The sequence below is a fragment of the Cupriavidus sp. USMAHM13 genome (genome assembly GCF_001854285.1).
GTDB lineage: Bacteria > Pseudomonadota > Gammaproteobacteria > Burkholderiales > Burkholderiaceae > Cupriavidus > Cupriavidus malaysiensis.
Map to the genome: position 1 here is coordinate 1,736,351 of NZ_CP017752.1, position 19,731 is coordinate 1,756,081.

Genomic DNA, 19,731 nt, shown 5'->3' on the forward strand with positions numbered 1-19,731 from the left:
AAGTCGGGACATGGGCGCAAGGCCGCCGATGGAGTTCGAGGCGGATCGAAGCTGGCAGGGTGCCGCTGCCGGGGCACGCGTGGCACCATTGCACCGGCCGCGGCCGATTCGCCAGTGCCACCGGAGCCGCCGTGCAGGGGTCAAGACGATGCGCCCAGCCTGTCGAGCAGGAGCGCCGTATTGACCAAGGCGATGTGCGACAAGGCCTGCGGAAAGTTTCCAGCCATATGGCGCCTGCGCGGATCGAACTCTTCGGCCAGCAGGCCCACCCCGTTGCACAAGCGGAGCATGCGTTCGAACAGCTCGCGCGCCTGTTGCAGGCGCCCGGCCAGGGCATAGGCATCGGCCAGCCAGAAGCTGCAGGCCAGGAAGGCTCCCTCGTCTCCCGGCAGACCGTCCGGCGCCGCCTCACTGGTATAGCGGCGCACCAGGCCGTGCGCCATCAGGTCCCGTTCGACCGCCTCGATGGTGCCGAGCATGCGGGGGTCGTCGCCCTCGATGAAGCCCAGCATCGGCAGCAGCAGCAGGCTGGCGTCGGTGGCGTCGCCGCCGTAGCATTGGACGAAGCAGCGGCGCGCGGCATTGTATCCGTGGGCGAGAACGTCGGACCGGATCGCCGCCCGCAGCGCACGCCAGCGGGACACCGGGCCTGGCCAGTCGTGCATCTCCACGGTCTTGATGGCCCGGTCCAGTGCCACCCAGGCCATGGCCTTGGAGAAGGTGAAAGGATGACCGCCGCTGCGTACTTCCCAGATCCCCTGGTCCGGTAGCGTCCAGATCGATTCCAGATGGCCGATCAGCGCTCGCTGCAGTGCCCAGGAGGCCGGGTCGTGGCGCAGGCCGCCCAGCCGTGCGTGGTACAGGGCATCCATGACTTCGCCATACACGTCCAGCTGGAGCTGGGTCGCGGCAAGATTGCCCACCCGCACCGGGCGCGCGCCGCGGTAACCGGGAAGCCAGTCCAGTTCCCTCTCCCACAGATGGCGCTCGCCGCCGAGGCCATACATGATCTGAGCCTGGCCAGGGCTGCCGGCCACGGTACGGGTCAGCCAGTTGCGCCAGGCCTCGGCTTCCTCGTAGTAGCCGGCGGACATCAGCGCCAGCAAGGTGCGCGTGGCATCGCGCAACCAGCAGTAGCGGTAGTCCCAGTTACGCACGCCGCCGGGCACTTCCGGCAGGGAAGTGGTCGGTGCCGCGACCACGCCTCCGGTCGGACGGTACGTCAGCGCCTTGAGCGTGAGCAGCGAACGACGGACGGGTTCCTGCCAGATTCCGCCGACCGTACAGCGGTCGGACCAGCGCTGCCACCAGCGATCCGTCCGTTCAAGCTCGCGCAGCGCATCGAGCGCGACGGGCAAGGCCAGGTGCGAGGGCGAACAGGTGAAGAGGAACGGTACGTCCTGGCCGGCCTCGACGGAGAATTCGCCAATGGTGGCCAGCCCCCGGCCTTGCAGCGGTATCGGCGTGCGCAATATCACCATGTCCGGGCCGGCTACGGCTTGCAGGCCCGGTTCGTGCGCAAGCCGTGTGACCCAGGGAACGGTGGCGCCGTAGTCGAAGCGCAAGGTCAGGTCCATCCGCATGCGTACCGTGCCGCGCAGGCCGCGCACGATGCGGATCACATCGGAACGCGTACCGTGCGGCGTACCGTTCCGGCGCAGCGGCATGAAGTCGATCAAGGCGGCTTCGCCATCGCCTTGATCGAAGACCGTTTCCAGTACCAGGCTGCCGGGATGATAGTGCTGCCGCATGCTGGCGCCCGGTGCGGCCGGGGCCAGGCGCCAGCGGCCTTGCTCGCGGGTCCCCAGCAGCGCGGCCAGGCAGGCCGGCGCGTCGAAGCGCGGCAGGCATAGCCAGTCCAGGCTGCCTCTGCGGCTGACCAGTGCGGCCGTTTCGCAATTCCCGATCAGGGCATAGTCTTCGATGGCCGCTGGCATGGGCAATCCTCCGTCGAGCAGGGCGGTGCGGCCGCCAAGGCAAGATTCCACGCGCAACGCGCGATCCTGGATCTCATGCGCTGCATCTGCGCAGGCGTGCGGGGCGCAAGACCGCCCGGCTGAGTGGTACAACGCTGTTCCGCCAGGCCGGCGCCAGCGCTCCATGATTGGAATCCGGCTTCGCGACGATGGTTCCGGCGATACCGGGCGCCCGCTGTCCGGCGCGTGCGAAGGCGTCGTGGCCGGCCGGGACGGTCACGCTGCGGTGCGCGCAGTACGTGCAGTACGTGCAGTACGTAGGACCGACGCCATCGATGTTCATGATTGACGGAACAGCAGGGCCACCGGCAGCAGCATGAGTATCTCGCTCATCGGCAGCGTGCCGTCGGTCGCAACCAGGTGCTGCCCGGTGAGGGCATCCCTCCATCGGCTGCCGTGCGGCGCGCGCATATCGAGTGCGGTATGGGTCCAGCAGCCCGGCGGGATACGCGGCAGGGCGCGGTCGACCAGCCGTGCCGACAGGCGGGTGGCGATCGTGACGGCACGGCTGGCGCCGGACGTGCGCGCAAAGGCGAGCACCTGCGACGCCAGCGGTCCGTCGGCGGTCAGGGGCTGGTAACGGCCCTGCGAGAACAAGGGTTCGGACTCGCGCCTGGCTGCCAGGGCATGATGGATCAATTGCTGCTTGACGCGTCCATCCTGCCAGTGGTCGAGCCAGTGTGCCCAGCCTGCGGCATCGTGCAATTGCGCCGTCTGGCGAGCGAAGTCCGGCATGCGCCGGTTGTCGGGATCGACCAGGCTGAGATCCCAGCCTTCGCACCCTTGATAGCGGTCGGGAACGCCTGGTGCCGTGAGCTGGATCAAGGCCTGCGCCAGGCTGTTGAGCGCGCCGGCCGGTGCCAGGCGCCGCGCGAATTGGCCGATGCGGACCAGCACGCCCGACCCGGGCCAGTCGAGCGCCAGGCCGCGGAGGAATGCCTCGCATGCGGCTTCATAGTTCAGGTCGGGCCGGGTCCAGTTACCGTGCAGTTTCGCTTCACGGATGGCCTTGCGTTGCCACTCGCCGATGCGCTGCAGGAAGATGCCGGGCTCGCCATGGTGGGCCAGCGCATCCGGCGGCATCGGCCACGCACCAATCAGGGACTGGTACAGCATCAGCCGGTCGGTCGGGTCCGGTTGCTGCGGCAGGGTCGCCAGCAGCGGTTCGCACGCGCGCTCCCACGCGGTCACGGCTTCCGTCCATTCCGGGCTCAGTTCGCTCAGCACCGCCAGGCGCATGCGGGCATCCTCGCCGCGCTTGTGGTCATGCGTGGCAGTGGCCAGCATCGCATGCGGAAAGGCGAGGTGCCGCGCGGCCATCTCGGCGTGGAAGTGCATGGGCGCCGTGGCGAGCGTCGCGGGCAGGCTGCCGACTTCGTTGCGGGACAGCAGCCGGCCATAGCGGTAGAACGCCGTGTCTTCCCCGGCCTTGGCCGCCAGGGCAGGCATCAATTGTTGCAGTTGCCGGCGGATCTGCGCGACAGCGCTGCCGTTCGCCCTGGACGGATACGGTGCGCGCAGGCAGCCCAGGATGAAGTCCAGCGCAGTGGATTCCTCCGGCGCCAGCCCGGCGCGCGCGCGCCGCGCGGCCCGGCGCAGCATCGTGGCTTCGGCGCTGGCGGCCTCGTCATCGCGTCCTGCCAGGTGGCCGTCGAAATAGCAACGGTAGACCGGAATGGCGACCAGCAGCGCCGACAGTGCGGCGCCCAGCGCCGCCCCGCTCAGGTCGCGGGTGGCGGGATTGGATGCCGCCCAGGCATGCAGCCCGATGCGGGCGGACTCATACTCGGCGACCAGATGGCGCGTCAGGATCTGGCGGCGCGCCGTCGCCAGCACGCGCGCGTAGTCCTCCCGCTCCCCGGCGATGCGCCGCCACAAGCCATCCAGCGGCGCCGCGCCGGCCGGATCATGCAGTACCGCGGACACCTGGTCCATGAAGTCATAGCCGGTGGTGCCGTCGACCTGCCAGTCCTGCGGCAGGGCCTCGCCGGACGCCAGGATCTTCTCCACCACGAGCCACGGATGCCGCAGCGGCATGGAGGCGGGGCGGCGCTGCGCATGGACCGCCAGTTCCGCGCGCAGGCGCCGGCAGTACGCGGCCGGGTCGGCCAGGCCGTCGACATGATCGACGCGTACCCCATCGATATGGCCTTCCCGCAGCAAGCGGAAGACCAGCGCGTGCGTGGCGTCGAACGCCGGACGGTGCTCCTGGCGCAGGCCCACGAGATCGCTGATCTCGAAAAAGCGCCGCCAGTTCAGCGCCGTGGCGGCCGTGCGCCACCAGGCCAGGCGATAGTGCTGGCGTTCGAGCAGCGCATGCAGGCGCTCACGGCCGCCTTCGCGCGCGGCATCGAACCAGGCCGGATCCGCGGCCGATCGCGCATCGAGGCTGCCCGGCGCCAGTGGCATCTCTTGTTCGAAATAACGCAGGAAGGCGGGGCCGTGCGGGCCCGCCGGCACCAGCTCGACGTCGCCTCGCGTCAGCGACTCCCAGTAGGTGTGGCGCAGGATGGGTACCAGCACCTTGCCGCGCAGGCCGGGATCGTGCGCCTTCCAATTGATGTCGAAGAAGCCGGCGAACTCGCTCTCGGGGCCGTTGGCCAGCACGTCGCGCCACCACGCATTGTGGGTCGCGTCCGCCGCCATGTGATTGGGCACGATGTCCAGGATCAGGCCCAGCCCGGCCGCGCGCGCGCGGCGTGCCAGCGTGGCCAAGGCCGCATCCCCGCCGAGTTCGTCACGCACGCGGGTGTAGTCCGTGACGTCGTAGCCGTGCGTCGAGCCTGGCCGTGCGCCGAACACCGGCGACAGGTAGAGATGGCTCACGCCGAGGGCCGCATAGTAGCCGACCACCCCGCCGGCATCGTCGAGCGTGAAGCCCGGCTGCAGTTGCAGGCGGGCGGTGGCGCGCGGCGGCATCGGCACGCGGGGGAGCGGGGAGCCGGCCGGCAGGTCAGGTCGTGCGGGTGCTGTGTACATGATCATGCGCCGCCACCTGCGCGCAAAGCGTGGCAATGGCGCTGCAGGGCATCAAGATGCCGCGCTCGAGCGCCGCGGCCCGTCCGGCGCCGCTTTCGTGCAGCAGGATGGCTTCGGCGGGCAGCGTGCCGCAAGGCACCGGTGCGCCGCCGAGGTTCAGCCAGAGCGTGAGGCAGGTGCCGTCGCCGAGCCGCCAGCGTGCGCAAAGGGCGGCCGTGCCGAGGATGTCGACCCCCGCGCTGCGGCATCCCGCCAGACGAGGCAGCAGCTGCCGGCGGCGGATCGCGAGCAGGGTGCGATAGTAGTGCGTCCACTCGCTTTCCGGCTCCAGGCAGGGGCGCGATGCCTCGAACGCGGCGGGGTCGTTCGGGTCCGGCACGGCGGCGAGGCGAGCGTCGTCGCCGCGCGGCGCGGTGGCGGCGAACTCGCGGCGGCGTCCCGCGCGGATGGCTGCGGCCAGTGGCGGCGGGTGATCGGTGAAGTAAAGGAACGGTGTGCTCGCGCCTCCTTCCTCGCCCATGAAGACCAGCGGGATCTGCGGACAAAGCAGTTGCAGGGCCACCGCGGCGCGCAGCGCGTCGGCGCCCGCCAGCGTGGTCAGCCGCTCGCCCAGGGCGCGATTGCCGACCTGATCGTGGTTCTGCAGGAAGCAGACGAAGGCGGTGGGCGGGAGCTGCGCGCTGGGCCGGCCGCGCCGTACCGGCGCCACCGCCTGCCCCGCCGCGCCGCCGCGCAGCCGCGTTCGGTAGGGCGAAACCTCGCCTTGCCAGGCGAAGCCCTGGCTCAGCACGCGCGCCAGGTGCCGCAGCGGCGGGCTGCCGCCGGCTTGCCCATCGACGATCTCGCTGCGGTCCGTGCCAGCCGTGCCGGCGGCTGCCGTGTAATCGTGGTAGTGGCCCGCCGTTTCGCCGGTCAACAGGACGTGCAGCGCATGGTGGGCGTCATCGTTCCATTGTGCATCGTAGCCGGCGTGCAGCAGGCCGGCATCGTTGTGGTCGTTCTCCAGGATCAGGTGGATGCGGCGGCGCGGTGTGCGCGCGCCTGGCAGGCTGGCGCGCAACGCGGCCGGCAGCTCGGCCAGCCAGCCTTCGTCCTCGATGGCATGCACGGCATCGAGACGCAGGCCATCGAAACGGAATTCATCCAGCCAATAGCGCGCGTTCTCGGTAAAGAACCGCCGTACCTCGGGCTGCCTGAAATCGATGGCGGCGCCCCACGGCGTGTGCCGGTCGGCGCGGAAGAAGGAGGCGGCGTAGCGCGGCAGGTAGTTGCCTTCCGGGCCGAAATGGTTGTAGACCACGTCCAGCAGTACCATCATGCCCAGGCAGTGCGCGCGGTCCACCAGCGCGCGCAATGCATCCGGCGTGCCGTAGCTGGATTCCGGCGCGAACAGGAGCACGCCGTCGTAGCCCCAGTTGCGCCGGCCCGGGAACTCGGCCAGCGGCATCAGTTCCACTGCGGTGAAGCCCATTGCCGCCAGGCGCTCCAGTTGCGCCGTGGCGCCCGCATAGCCGCCGCACAGGCCGACGTGCATTTCGTAGAGGATGGCTTCGTGCCAGGGGCGCCCGTGCCAGTCGGGACGTTGCCAGGGATAGGCGCGGACCGCCTCGGGCAGGCAGGCGACGCTCGCTCCGCGCACATCGTCGGGCTGCCAGCGCGAAGCCGGGTCGGGCACGGCGGTGCCGTCGTCCAGCCGGAACCGGTAACGCGTGCCGTCGCGGCAGGGCGCCAGCGCGCGGAACCAGCCGTCATCGCCCGGTGCCATGCGGATCCGCTCCGTGCCGGCCAGTTCCAGCGCGACTGCCCGGCCCTGGCGCTGCGCGTCGGGTGCCCACAGGCGGAACAGCACCTGGCCGTCGGGGAGCCAGGCCGGACCAAAGGCATAGTCATGCGGCGCGTGGGTTGCGGCCGGCGCGCCGCCGGCGCTGTGGCCATGCGCGGCGCTCGCGGCCGGCCCGCAAGGGGCGGTCGAGGTGGAATCGCTGCCGAAAGCGCCACCGCGGCGTTGGCATCCGGAATCCGTCATGGCTTCCCTCCCGCGTGTGCCGCGGCTTCCGCATGCCGCGGTGCCCCGCTGGCGCGATGCAGCAAGCGCACCGGCACGGCTTTCACCTTCCAGATCCGATCGCAGTATTCCCGGATGGCGCGGTCGGAGGAGAACCACCCCGAGCGCGCGCATGACAGCACCGACATGCGCTGCCAGCGCGCCGGATCGCTGAAGGCGGCGCTGGCCTGCCGCTGGCAATCCACGTAGGAAGCGAAGTCCGCCAGCAGGAAATAGGGATCGTGCCGCAGCTGTTCGTCGAACAGGAGGTCGAATCGTGTCGCGTCGCCGTGTGAGAAGAATCCTTGGCGGATCAGGTCCATGACGGCCCGCAGCTCCGCGTTGCCACGGTAGCACGCACTGGCGTCGTAGCCATCTTCGCGCAAAGCCTGTACCTGCGGGACGCTGAGCCCGAAGTCGAAGAAGTTGTCGGCGCCGATGGCATCGCGCAACTCGATATTGGCACCGTCCAAGGTGCCGATGGTGAGCGCGCCGTTCATGGCGAACTTCATGTTGCCGGTGCCGGAGGCCTCCTTGCCCGCCAGCGAGATCTGCTCCGACAGGTCGGCGGCCGGATAGATGCGTTGTCCGCAGGTGACGTTGAAATTCGGCAGGAACACGACCTTGAGCCGGTCGCGCACCTGGGGGTCGCGATTGACGACATCGGCCACGCTGGTGATGAAGCGGATCATCAGCTTGGCGTATTGGTAGCCAGGCGCCGCCTTGCCGCCGAAGAGGAAGGTGCGCGGCACGATGTCGGCGTCCGGATCGCACTTGATGCGGTGATAGAGCGCGATGATATGCAGCACGGCCAGGTGCTGGCGCTTGTATTCGTGGATGCGCTTGACCATCACATCGAACATCGATGCCGGATCCACCACCATGCCCGTGCTCTGGCGCACCAGTTGCGCAAGGTCGAGCTTGTTCTCCCGCCGCACCGCCTGCCACAGATGGCGGAAGCCGGCGTCGTCGGCAAGCGGCTCCAGCGCATGCAGGCGCTCCGCGTCCGAGATCCAGTCCTTGCCGATCGCCTCGCACACCAGTTTCGACAGGCGCGGGTTGGATAGCGCCAGCCAGCGCCGCGGCGTCACGCCGTTGGTGATGCTGGAGAATTTCTCCGGCCACATGTCGAAGAAGTCCTTCAGCACGTCTTCGCGCATCAGGCGCGAATGCAGCGCCGCCACGCCATTGATGGCATGGCTGCCCACGCAGGCCAGGTTGGTCATGCGCACGTGGCGCTCGCCGTGCTCGTCGATCAGCGACAGCCGCGTCAGGCGGGCGCTGTCGCCGTAGAAGCGGATGCGCACCTCGTCGAGGAAGCGGGCGTTGATCTCGAGCAGGATCTCCAGGTGCCGCGGCAGCACGCGGGAGAAGAGCGGCAGCGGCCACTGTTCCAATGCCTCGGGAAGCAGCGTGTGATTGGTGTAGGCAAAGGACTGGCAGGTGATCGCCCAGGCCTCGTCCCATGGCACGTCGTGCTCGTCCACCAGCAGGCGCATCAGCTCGGCGATGCCGATGGCCGGATGGGTGTCGTTGAGCTGGATGGCGAATTTCTCGTGGAACCTCCGCACCGGCATGCCGTCGGCCGCCAGCAGGCGCAGCATGTCCCGCAGCGAGCACGCCACGAAGAAGTACTGCTGCTCCAGGCGCAGTTCCTTGCCTTGCTGCGTTTCGTCATTGGGGTAAAGCACCTTGGTCAGGTTCTCCGAGGTCACCTTCTTGCTCACCGCGCCCAGGTAATCGCCGCGGTTGAAGGTGGGGAAGTCGAATGCCTCGGTGGCCTCGGCGCGCCACAGGCGCAGCGTGTTCACCGTGTTGACGCGGTAGCCGAGGATCGGCGAGTCGAACGGCACGCCGGCCACCGTCTTGGCCGGGACCCAGCGCACACGGTAGCAGCCATGTTCATCGGTATAGTGCTCGGTATGGCCGCCCAGGCGGACCTCCACCGTCCATTCCGCGCGCTGGATCTCCCACGGGTTGCCGCGGCGCAGCCAGCTGTCGGTCTGCTCGACCTGCACGCCATCGACGATGGCCTGGTGGAAGATGCCGTACTCGTAGCGGATGCCGTAGCCCAGCGCGGGGATCTCCAGCGTGGCGAGAGAGTCCATGAAGCATGCCGCCAGCCGCCCCAGGCCGCCATTTCCCAGGCCCGGCTCGTCCTCCTGCCGGAGGATGTCGTCGAGATCCAGGCCGAGCGAATGCATGGCCGCCTGCACCTCGTCGTAGATGCCCAGGTTGACCAGGTTGTTGCCCAGGTGAGGCCCCACCAGGAACTCCGCCGACAGATAGGCGACGGTGCGCGAGGGCTGGCCGAGATAGGCTTCCGACGTGCTGATCCAGCGCTGGACCAGGCGGTCGCGCACGGTATGCGCAAGCGCTTGATAGAGATCGTTCGGTCCGGCGTGCCCGGGCAGCTTGCCTTGCGTATGGAAGACATGGTCCAGGAAGGCGCGCCGGATGATGGCGCAGGACATCGCCGTGCGGGTTTCGTCCGCATGTCCGTTGCGGATGGCTTCCGTCATGGGCTGGCTCCGGTTGGGCGGGTTCCTGGCAGGGGCGGCGGCGCGCCCCGCAGGCGGCCGCTGCGCAGGGCGGCGGCGCGCGCGCGGATCGCGGGCGCGTCGAACAGGTCGCGCACGTCGGCGTCCAGCCGGCGTTGCCAGTTGGGATGGCCGCTCGTGGTGCCAGGCAGATTGGGCTGTTCGCGCAGGCCCAGCAGGTCTTCCAGCGGGACCAGGCGCAGCGCCGCTGGCGTGCGCCCCAGCCACGCCAGCACCGCCTCGACCGGCGCCTGCGCGCGGGCGGGCTCGGCGCCGCCGGCCAGGCCTGCCGCGCACAGCGCCTGCCATAGCGCGGTGCGTTCGAGCGCGCGGATACCTTGTGCCGCGGGGAGCGACTCGCCCGGGGCGAGCAGGCCGAGCCGCGCACGCCATGCCAGATCGCGTCCCCACCACCAGCCAGCGATGGTGGGCAGGTCATGCGTCGAGGAAGTCGCGACGGCCTGCACCGGCCAGAGCGCGGGGGGCAGGAAGGCCGGGGGGGCGGTTGCTTCAGTGTCCGCGATGTCCGCTGTGGTCGCAGTGCCCGCAGTGCCCGCAGTAGTCGCAGTAGTCGCGGTCGACTCCGCCGGGGCGGGGGGAGCGTCGGAGGGCACGCGCTCGAACCAGAGCACACCGATACCCAGCACGCCATGTGCCGACAGCATGGTGTCGAACTCGGCCGGCACCGTGCCCAGGTTCTCACCGACGATGATGGCGCGATGCCGCCACGATTCGAGCACCACCAGGCGCAGCAGGTCCTGCAGCGGAAAGCTGAAGTAGGCGCCTTCCCGGGCGGAGGCGCCGGCCGGCACGAGCCAGACGCGGGCCAGTCCCAGCACGTGGTCGATACGCAGGCCGCCGGCATGGGCCAGGTTGGCGCGCAGCGTGTCGATGAACGCGGCATAGCCGTGGCGGCGCAGCTGGCGCGGCGAGAACACCGCGCCGCCCCAGTCCTGGCCCTGCGGGTTATACCGGTCCGGCGGCGCACCGGCGTGAAAGCCGGTGAGGAACTCCTGCTGGTGCGACCAGGCGTGGCTGCCGCCTGGATCGGTGCCGACGGCCAGGTCGGCGATGATGCCGATGGCCATGCCGGCCTCGCGCGCGGCATGCTGGGCACGCGCCAGGCCGTCGCAGGCCAGCCATTGCAGGAAGCTGTGGTAGGCGATCTCTTCCGCGTGGGCCGAGGCGAAGGCGGTGACCGCCGGATCTGCCGGCGAGCGCAGCGGCACCGGCCAGCAACGCCAGTCGGCGGCCTCATGCGTGTGCATGCGGTTTGCGGCTTCGGCCATGCGCCGGGCCTGGATGGCCTCGTAGCAGGCATGGGCGTGCAGGGCGCTGCCGCCACGCGAGCGGAAGGCCGCGCAGGCGCGCAGCATGCCTGGTGCCAGCAGCTGTTCGCTGCGCTGCCACAGCCAGCGCAGCACGGCATAGCGCAGCGGCGATAGCGCGGCCCAGTCGATCCTGGCGCGGCGCTCGTGCCGTGCCAGCAACGGACCGATGCCGAGGGCGGCTACCGCGCTGTCCACGGCACCTTGTCCGAACAACGCGCACGGATCCACGTAGAGTGGGTTGCGGAACAGGCGGCTGGACGGCGCGTAGGGGCTGAAGCGTTCCGGGAACGCGGAGAAGCCGGCATGCAGGGGCGTGATGGCAACCGCATCGGCATGCTTGCGCGCGGCGGCCTGGCAGCAAATGGCCAGCGCGGTGAGGTCGCCCAGGCCGGCCGGCGCGCCGCGGCGCAGGCTGTAGAGTTGCACCGCCACGCCCCACGCGCGGCGGGCCCGGCGTCCCGCCTCGCGCAGGGCGTCTTCGGGCAGGTAGCAGCGGCTGGGAGCGACGGCCAGTGTCGTTTCCGCGTCGCCGATGGACAGACGGTGATAGCCGCAGGTGCCGACCGGCGGCAGCTTCAGGGTGTACGCATCCTCGCGCGCTGCCGTGCCGGCGACATGGCGGCCGTCCTCCAGCTCCAGCCGGTAGCGCGGATCGGGGCCCGGCCGCCAGGGCAGGTGGACGACCGCCTCCTGGTCCGCGGTCAGCAGAGGCGGCAGTGGCTGGGTGGCGTCGTCGGCATCGAGCCACGCGCGCGAGGCCTCGCACTGGCTGTCCGTCGCACAGGCGAGCCCGAGCCCGGCCAGCACCCGGCGCAGGACATCGTCCGCTACCGTGCACGGCCGGTCCCAGGCGTCCAGCCAGAGCGGCTGCACGCCGGCCCGCATGGCCAGTGCCTGCAGAGGCGTGGCCGGCGGCGCCGGGCGGGCGGTGGCGACGTTCATGCGGTGGGCTCCGGTGCGGCGAGGGACATGGGTGATGGTGGCGCGTCTGCCTGCACCGCCGGTGGCGCCTGTGCCTCCAGCAGCACCAGGGAATGGGCTGGCACCGCCTGCAGCGTGGTGTCCGGGAGCGGCCGGTCCGCCGCGCCGGCGTCCGGGCGGCTGCTGTCGAAGGCCAGTTGCCATGGCAGTGGCGGCTCCGGGAGATGGAAGACCGCATCGGTGTCGCCGGCGTTCAGCAGCAGCAGGGTCACTTGCACCGTCTCGCCGCCGGCCGGCTGCGCAGGCTGGCGCAGCGGCTCTGAACGGCCGGGCTGAAGCAGGGTGGCGGCACGCCGCAGCGCCAGCGTGCGGATCCCGGGATCCGCCCAGGACTCGGGGCTGGGGGGGCGGCCGTCGAGGTCGAACCAGGCGATGTCCGCCAGTCCCGGCGACGGCGCAAGCTGGCCGTGGGCGAATCGGTTGGCGGCGCGCGCCTGCAGGCGCCGGCGCAATGCCAGCAGGCGGCCCACGACGCCCAGCAAGGGCTGCGCCGCGGCACTCTGCGCCTGCTTCCAGTCCAGCCACGACAGCCCATTGTCCTGGCAATAGGCGTTGTTGTTCCCTTGCTGGCTGCGGCCCCACTCATCGCCGGCGGTGAGCATGGGCGTGCCCTGCGCCAGCAGCAGGGTGGCCATCAAGGCGCGCGCCACGCGGGCACGCCGTGCCAGCGTGGCCGGATCGTCGGTCGGTCCCTCCAGGCTGCCGTCGGTACTCCAGTTGGAACTGGCGTTGTCGTCGGTGCCGTCGCGGTTGTCTTCGCCGTTCGCTTCGTTGTGCTTGGCCTGGTAGCTGACCAGGTCGGCCAGCGTGAAACCGTCATGCGCGGTGATGTAGTTGATGCTCGCCCACGGACGCCGGTGGCGCCGGTCGAACAGGTCGGCCGAGCCCGACAGCCTCGCCGCCAGTTCGCCGCGCTGGCCCGCATCGCCGCGCCAGAAGCGGCGTACCGTGTCGCGGAACTTGTCGTTCCATTCGGCGAAGCCGGGGGGGTGGTTGCCGAGCTGGTAGCCGTCGGGGCCGAGATCCCAGGGTTCGGAGATCAGCTTGACATGGGCCAGGACCGGGTCCTGCAGCAAGGCGTCAAAGAAGGCCGAGCCGGCGTCGAAGCCATCGCGCTCGCGCCCCAGCACGCTGCCGAGGTCGAAGCGGAAGCCGTCCACGTGGTAGCACTCGACCCAGTATCGCAGGGAGTCCAGCACCATCTGCAGCACGCGCGGATGCGACAAGGCGAGGGTGTTGCCGCAGCCGGTGTGATTGACGTAGTGGCGCTCGTCGCCTGCTACCAGGCGGTAGTAGGACGCATTGTCCAGTCCGCGCCAGGAGACCGTGGGCCCCAGCTCGTTGCCTTCGCAGGTGTGGTTGTAGACCACGTCGAGGATGATTTCGATACCGGCGGCATGCAGGCGCCGCACCGCCACCTTGATTTCCTGCAACTGGCCGCTGGCGAGGTAGGAGGGCTCCGGCGCGAAGTACGCCAGGGTGTTGTAGCCCCAGTAGTTGCGCAGTCCCCGCTCCAGCAGGAAGCGGTCCTGCAGGATGGCATGCACCGGCAGCAGCTCCACGGCGGTCACGCCCAGGCGCAGCAGGTGATCGAGCAAGCGCGGGTCGCACAGCGCGGCGAAGGTGCCGCGCAGGTTCGGCAGCACGTCGTCACGCAGCATCGAAAGCCCGCGCAGGTGTGCTTCGTAGATGACGGTTTCCTGCCAGGGTACGTCGGGCGGGCGGTCGTTGCCCCAATGGAAGCTCTCATCCACCACCACGGCCTTGGGCATGGTCGGCGCGCTGTCGCGGCGATCGGGTATCAGGTCGGCGCGGGCGCTCTGCAGCCGGTAGCCGAACAGGGCGTCGGACCAGCGCACCGGGCCGCTCAGCTGGCGCGCATACGGATCCAGCAGCAGCTTGTGGGGATTGAAGCGGTGGCCGCGCGCCGGTTGGTAGGGGCCGAAGGCGCGGAAGCCGTACAGCGAGCCGAGCGCGACATTGGGCAGGTAGCCATGCCAGATCTCGTCAGTGCATTCCGGCAGCGGCATGCGCGCCACTTCCTTGCGCCCGTTCGTCGAGAACAGGCAGACATCGATGCGCGAGGCATTGGCCGAGAACACCGCGAAATTGACGCCGAGTCCATCCCAGTGGGCGCCGAGCGGGTAGGGCTTGCCGGGCAGGAGACGGTCGGCGACAGGCAGGGGCATGATCACTCGCGTGCGCCGGCGTATTGCAGCACCAGCGTGGCCAGTGGCGGCAGCGTCAGGCTGAGGGATGCCGGCTGTCCGTGCGAGGGCCGCGCCTCGGTCATCACGGTGCCGCCATTGCCGACGTTGCTGCCGCCGTAGCAGGCTGCGTCGGTGTTCAGCCGCTCCCGCCAGCAGCCGGCGAGCGGCGCGCCCACGCGGTAACCGTGGCGCGGCACCGGCGTCATATTGACCACCACCAGGACGACCTCGTCGCTGCCCGGGGCGGCGCGGCGCAGCCAGGCGAACACGCTGTTCTGGTGATCGTCGCCCACCACCCACTGGAATCCTTCCGGGCTGTGGTCGAGGGCGTGCAGGGCGGGGAGTTCGCGGTACAAGGCATTGAGATCGCGCACCAGGGCCTGCACGCCACGGTGCATGGGGTGCTCGAGCAGGGCCCAGTCGAGTTCGCCGTCGTGGTTCCATTCCCGCCACTGGGCCAGTTCTCCGCCCATGAACAGCAGCTTCTTGCCCGGATGCATCCACATGAACCCGTAGTAGGCGCGCAGGCCGGCGAAGCGCTGCCAAGCGTCGCCCGGGCACTTGCCGATCATGGCGCCCTTGCCGTACACGACTTCGTCATGCGACAGCGGCAGCAGAAAGGCCTCGGACCAGGCATAGACCAGGCCGAAGGTCATGTCCTGGTGGTGCCAGGCGCGGTGTACCGGGTCATGGGACAGGTAGCGCAGGGTGTCGTGCATCCATCCCATGTTCCACTTGAAGTCGAAGCCCAGTCCTCCGCTCGCGGTGCTGGCGGTCACGCCCTGCCAGGCGGTGGATTCCTCGGCGATGGTGAGCGCGCCCGGGCAGCGCTCGTGGACCACGGTGTTGAGCTCGCGCAGGAAGCTCACCGCCTCCAGGTTCTCGCGGCCGCCGAAGCGATTTGGGACCCACTGCCCGGCTGCGCGGCTGTAGTCGCGGTACAGCATCGATGCCACCGCGTCGACACGCAGCCCGTCGGCGTGGAAGTGCTCCAGCCAGTGCAAGGCACCTGACAGCAGGAAGCCGCGCACCTCGTGCCGGCCCAGGTTGTAGATCAGCGTGTTCCAGTCCTGGTGCAGGCCCTCGCGTGGATCCTGGTGCTCGTACAGCGCGGTGCCGTCGAAGCGGCCCAGTCCGTGCGGGTCGGTCGGGAAGTGCGCCGGCACCCAGTCGAGGATCACGCCGATGCCGGCCTGGTGGCAACGGTCGATGAAGGCGGCGAAGGCTTGCGGCGGGCCGAGGCGGGCGGTGGGGGCATAGAGCGAGAGGGGCTGGTAGCCCCAGGAGCCGCCGAAGGGGTGCTCCATCACGGGCAGGAACTCGATATGCGTGAAGCCCAGCTCCGCCACGTAGGGGACCAGCCGCTGCGCGAGCGTCTGCCAGCCGGAGGCCGGGTCGTTGGCGGCTCCCAGCCAGGAAGCGGCGTGGACTTCGTAGACGGACATGGGGGTGGCGTAGCGGTCGGCCTCGGCGCGCCGCTGCATCCAGTCCTTGTCGTGCCAGGCGAAAGGCGGCGCGCCGAGGCCGGGCGCGGCGATCACCGAGGCCGTGGCCGGTGGCGCCTCGGTGGCGAGCGCCACCGGGTCCGCCTTGTCCGGCAAGGCGTGTCCGGCCGGATCGAGCAGGTCGAACTTGTAGCGGCAACCCGGCCGCGCGCCCATCTCGGCCGGCACGAAGAGTTCCCAGACGCCGCTCGGGTGGCGCAGGCGCATGGGGTGGCGTGCCGCCAGCCAGCCGTTGAAGTCGCCGATCACCGCAACGCGCTGGGCATTGGGCGCCCACACCGCGAAGCGTACGCCCTGCACGCCGTCCACCCGCCGCCATTGCGCGCCGAGGCAGCTGCCCAGTTCGAGATGGCGGCCTTCCGCGATCAGGTACAGGTCCATCTCGCCCAGCAGCAGGCCGAAGGCGTAGGGGTCGGCGCTGCATTGTTCGCTGCCGTCCCGCCAGCGGATGCGCAAGCGGTAGCCCGGCGCGCGCGCGCCGAGGCGGGCGGCGAAGATCCCGCCCGCGTGCAGCACTTCCATCGGGGCCAGTTCCTTGCCCCCGGCGTCGACAAGTCCCACCGAGCCGGCGCCCGGCAGGCAGGCCCGGATCACCACGCCGTCCGCGCCGTCCGCGCCGACGGCGTGGGGGCCGAGCACCGAGAAGGGATCGCGATGGCGGGCGGACAGCAGGGCCTGCAGCTCCTGCGCCGGGAGCGCGCTGTCATGGCGCGTGCCGGTGCTGTCTTCGGTGTGGTTCATCGGGCCTCCGTGTCGTCCGCCAGCAGCTGGCCCACCAGCCTTGCCAGGCCGCTGGCGGGCAGGTCGATCCATGCCACGCGATTGGCCGCCTCGTACTCGACTTCGTAGGCGGCCCTTTCCAGCAGGAACAGGTCCAGCAGCGGCTGGAGCTGCCCGGCCTGCACCCATGGCGTAGCGCAGGCTTCGAGGTGCTCGCGATAGCCGCCGAGGACGGCCTCCGTGGCGGTGGCGCGGAAGCGCTCCAGCAGTTCTCCGCGGCGTTGCGCCAGCGCGGGGGGCAGTTCGGCATGGGTGCGCTCCTGCCGGTCGGTGCCGACGGTGGCTGCGGCATAGTCGAGCGAGCGCAGCAGGCCGGCGACATCCCGCAGCGGCGAGGTCTTGCGCCGGCGCCAGGCCAGCGGCTGGCCGGGCTCGCCCTCGAAGTCCACCAGGTAGGCGTCGTTCTGCGCGATCAGCACCTGGCCCAGGTGAAAATCCCCGTGGATACGGGTCTGCAGGCCGCCGGGCGCCGCGGCGGCGAGCCGCTCGACCAGCGCGGGCAAGGCCTGGCGTGCCTGCAGCAGCAACTGCACATCCTCGCCGAGCCGCTCCTGCGCGGGCTGCGAGGTATCGATGGGGCAGATCTCCAGCAGGTCCAGGGCGTGCGTGAGCCGGGCCAGGGCCTGCCGTGCCCACTGCTCGCTCTCGGCCGCGCCGGCGGGCTCGGGGGCAAAGGCGGGATCCTCGCTGGAGCGTGCCAGCACCTCGTGCAGTTCGGCCAGCCTGCGGCCCAGGGTGGTGGCCATGGCGGCATAGCCGGACATGGCCTCGATGAATTCGTCCTCGCTTTCCTTCGCCGGCAAGGCATCGTCGATCGCGCGGGCCAGGTAGTCCAGGGTCCAGTCCCAGCCGTTGCCCTGGTTGGGGATGTAGCCTTGCAGCAGCATCAGCGTGTGTGGCTCGCCATCGGCGCCGATGCGCACCGCTTCGCCCAGCAGCGGGGCGCAATGCGGGTAGCCCTGGCTGGTCAGGTAGCGTGTCACTTCGACCTCGGGGTGGCACCCGCCGGACAGCCGGCGGACCAGCTTCAGCACCGCCGTGTTGCCGTAGGCGAGCGAGCTGTTGGATTGCTCGGCCGACATCCACTGGATCTCTTCCCGCTCGGGGTGCATGGCCGCCAATCCAGGCTCGGCCATGAAGCGGATGGTTTCCTGCGGGCCGCGCAGTTCGCTGCCGGCACGCAGGGCCTGCACGATCTCGCGCGCGAACAGTTCCGAGGTGAAGCCGTCGGTGGCCAGCCCGACCCGGCTGCCCTGCCGCACGCGCGCCATCGACAGGCCGTGGGCGAGCGGCGGTATCCCGTCGGGGTTGTCGCGGTCCCACAGCAGGCCCACCGGGAGCTGGTAGCGCTCGGTGCGCCCGCCGGCCAGGACCACCTCCACTTCACCGAGCCAGGTCTCCTCGCCACCGTCGCCGCGCGCGAAAGGCAGCATATAGGCCAGCGATGCGCGGCGGATGGTCTCGCCCTTCGCGCCGAACCAGCGGCGGCGGCGAAGGTAGGGGGGCAGTACTTCCTCGTCGAGCAGGCGCCGGGACGCTTCGGTCAACTCCGGGCGCCCCCTGTTCTGCAGCACGAGCGTGACCTGGTCGGGCATCTGTTCGGGAGTCTCCATGTGCCAGGGCGGCGGCTGTGCCTCATCGCTCAGCACGAACCAGTAGAAGCCATAGGGAGGCAAGGTGAGCAGGTAAGTCAGCGTGCCGATGGCGGGGAAGGGCGTGGCGCCCATCATCTCCACGGGAACCCGGCCATTGAAGGCGGACAGGTCCAGCTCCACCGCCTGCGGGGCGCGCGAGAGATTGGCCACGCACAGGATGTGCACGTCGTCGTACTCACGCAGGTAGGCCAGGATCTTGCGGTTGCCCGGGAACAGGAAGCGCAGCGTGCCCCGGCCGAAGGCGCGGTGCTTGCGGCGCAGCGCCAGCATCCGCCGCATCCAGTTCAGCAGCGAATGCGGGTCGCGTTCCTGCGCTTCCACGTTGACCGCTTCATAGCCGTACAGCGGCCCCTGCAGCGGCGGCAGTACCAGCCGTTCCGGGTCGGCGCGCGAGAAGCCGCCGTTGCGGTCGGGCGACCACTGCATCGGCGTGCGCACGCCGTCCCGGTCGCCCAGGTGGATGTTGTCGCCCATGCCGATCTCGTCACCGTAGTAGATGACCGGGGTGCCCGGCATGGAGAACAGCAGGCTGTTCATCAGCTCGATGCGGCGACGGTCGCGTTCCATCAGCGGCGCCAGCCGCCGGCGGATGCCGAGATTGATGCGGGCGCGCCGCTCGGACGCGTAGACCTCCCACAGGTAGTCGCGCTCGCTGCTGGTGACCATCTCGAGCGTCAGCTCATCGTGGTTGCGCAGGAAGATGGCCCACTGGCAGTCGACCGGGACTTCCGGGGTCTGGCGCATGATGTCGGTGATCGGGAAGCGGTCTTCGCGCGCGATGGCCATGTACATGCGCGGCATCAGCGGGAAGTGGAAGGCCATGTGGCATTCCTCGCCCCTGCCGTCCGCGGCCGCGCCGTCGATGCCGAAGTACTGCTGCGCGTCTTCCGGCCACATATTGGCTTCGGCCAGCAGCATGCGGCCCGGATAGCGCGCGTCGAGGTGGGCGCGGATCTTGCGGATGATGGCGTGGGTCTCCGGCAGGTTCTCGTTGCTGGTGCCTTCGCGTTCCACCAGGTAGGGCACCGCGTCCAGCCGCAGCCCGTCCACGCCGATGTCGAGCCAGAAGCGCATGACGGACAGCACCTCGCTGAGCACGTGCGGATTGTCGAAGTTCAGGTCGGGCTGGTGCGCATAGAAGCGGTGCCAGAAGTAGGCGCCGGCCACCGGGTCCCAGCTCCAGTTGGACTTCTCGGTGTCGCAGAAGATGATGCGCGTGCCGGCGTAGGCCTGGTCGTCGTCGGACCAGACATAGTAGTTGCGGGCCGCCGAGCCGGGTTTGGCCCTGCGCGAGCGCTGGAACCAGGGGTGCTGGTCGGAGGTGTGGTTGATGACCAGTTCGGTGATGACGCGGATGCCGTGCGCGTGCGCGGCATGGATGAAGCGCCGCGCTTCGGACAGCGTGCCGTACTCCGGATGCACATTGCGGTAGTCCGCGATGTCGTAGCCGTCGTCGAGGCGGGGCGAAGGGTAGAACGGCAGCAGCCAGACGGTGTCGACGCCGAGGTCGACCAGGTAGTCCAGCTTGGCCAGCAGGCCCGAGAAATCGCCCACGCCGTCGCCGTTGCCATCGAAGAAGGACTTGATGTGCAACTGATAGATCACGGCGTCCTTGTACCAAAGCGGGTCGGCGTTCAGCAGGGCGCTATGTGCACGTTCGCTGAGGCGCTTCATCCATGTCTCCTTAGAGTCTCCTCAATGTCTCCTCAATGTCTCCTCAATGCCCCCCC

General features: G+C 69.9%; 8 protein-coding genes. All 8 read right to left on the reverse strand.

Annotated elements, in window-relative coordinates; translation table 11 throughout:
* Positions 1-140 precede the first annotated feature (140 nt).
* Positions 141-1,937 carry a glycoside hydrolase family 15 protein gene (locus BKK81_RS26015; protein ID WP_071018923.1) on the reverse strand — a complete coding sequence of 599 codons (1,797 nt, stop codon included), beginning with the start codon at positions 1,935-1,937 and terminating at the stop codon, positions 141-143.
* Positions 1,938-2,255: 318 nt separating this feature from the next.
* Positions 2,256-4,955, reverse strand: a complete 2,700-nt coding sequence (treY, locus tag BKK81_RS26020) for a malto-oligosyltrehalose synthase (RefSeq protein WP_418235903.1) — start codon at positions 4,953-4,955, stop codon at positions 2,256-2,258.
* The gene (locus BKK81_RS26025; protein ID WP_083384450.1) at positions 4,930-6,981 is read right to left on the reverse strand and encodes an alpha-amylase family glycosyl hydrolase; all 2,052 of its coding nucleotides are present in this window, start codon (positions 6,979-6,981) and stop codon (positions 4,930-4,932) included. Before BKK81_RS26025 ends, treY begins: the two co-directional genes overlap by 26 nt.
* Complete coding sequence (locus BKK81_RS26030) at positions 6,978-9,521, reverse strand: glycogen/starch/alpha-glucan phosphorylase (RefSeq protein WP_071018927.1); 2,544 nt, start codon at positions 9,519-9,521, stop codon at positions 6,978-6,980. Before BKK81_RS26030 ends, BKK81_RS26025 begins: the two co-directional genes overlap by 4 nt.
* Entirely contained in the window at positions 9,518-11,812 is a 2,295-nt protein-coding gene (gene malQ, locus BKK81_RS26035) for a 4-alpha-glucanotransferase (RefSeq protein WP_071018929.1), read from the reverse strand. The genes BKK81_RS26030 and malQ overlap by 4 nt, the downstream gene beginning before the upstream one ends.
* A complete protein-coding gene (gene glgX, locus BKK81_RS26040) occupies positions 11,809-14,040 on the reverse strand; it encodes a glycogen debranching protein GlgX (protein WP_071018931.1) in 2,232 nt (743 codons plus the stop codon). The genes malQ and glgX overlap by 4 nt, the downstream gene beginning before the upstream one ends.
* Positions 14,041-14,042: 2 nt before the next feature.
* The gene (glgB, locus tag BKK81_RS26045) at positions 14,043-16,307 is read right to left on the reverse strand and encodes a 1,4-alpha-glucan branching protein GlgB (RefSeq protein ID WP_071018933.1); all 2,265 of its coding nucleotides are present in this window, start codon (positions 16,305-16,307) and stop codon (positions 14,043-14,045) included.
* On the reverse strand, positions 16,304-19,675 hold the full coding sequence (treS, locus tag BKK81_RS26050) for a maltose alpha-D-glucosyltransferase (protein WP_071018935.1): 3,372 nt from the start codon (positions 19,673-19,675) through the stop codon (positions 16,304-16,306). Before treS ends, glgB begins: the two co-directional genes overlap by 4 nt.
* Positions 19,676-19,731: the final 56 nt, after the last annotated feature.

Excerpts from the sequence above, each read along its gene's own strand:
- treS (WP_071018935.1), bottom strand. The coding sequence starts at position 19,675 with ATGAAGCGCCTCAGCGAACGTGCACATAGCGCCCTGCTGAACGCCGAC.
- malQ (WP_071018929.1), bottom strand. The coding sequence starts at position 11,812 with ATGAACGTCGCCACCGCCCGCCCGGCGCCGCCGGCCACGCCTCTGCAG.
- BKK81_RS26030 (WP_071018927.1), bottom strand. The coding sequence starts at position 9,521 with ATGACGGAAGCCATCCGCAACGGACATGCGGACGAAACCCGCACGGCG.
- glgX (WP_071018931.1), bottom strand. The coding sequence starts at position 14,040 with ATGCCCCTGCCTGTCGCCGACCGTCTCCTGCCCGGCAAGCCCTACCCG.
- BKK81_RS26025 (WP_083384450.1), bottom strand. The coding sequence starts at position 6,981 with ATGACGGATTCCGGATGCCAACGCCGCGGTGGCGCTTTCGGCAGCGAT.
- treY (WP_418235903.1), bottom strand. The coding sequence starts at position 4,955 with ATGTACACAGCACCCGCACGACCTGACCTGCCGGCCGGCTCCCCGCTC.
- glgB (WP_071018933.1), bottom strand. The coding sequence starts at position 16,307 with ATGAACCACACCGAAGACAGCACCGGCACGCGCCATGACAGCGCGCTC.
- BKK81_RS26015 (WP_071018923.1), bottom strand. The coding sequence starts at position 1,937 with ATGCCAGCGGCCATCGAAGACTATGCCCTGATCGGGAATTGCGAAACG.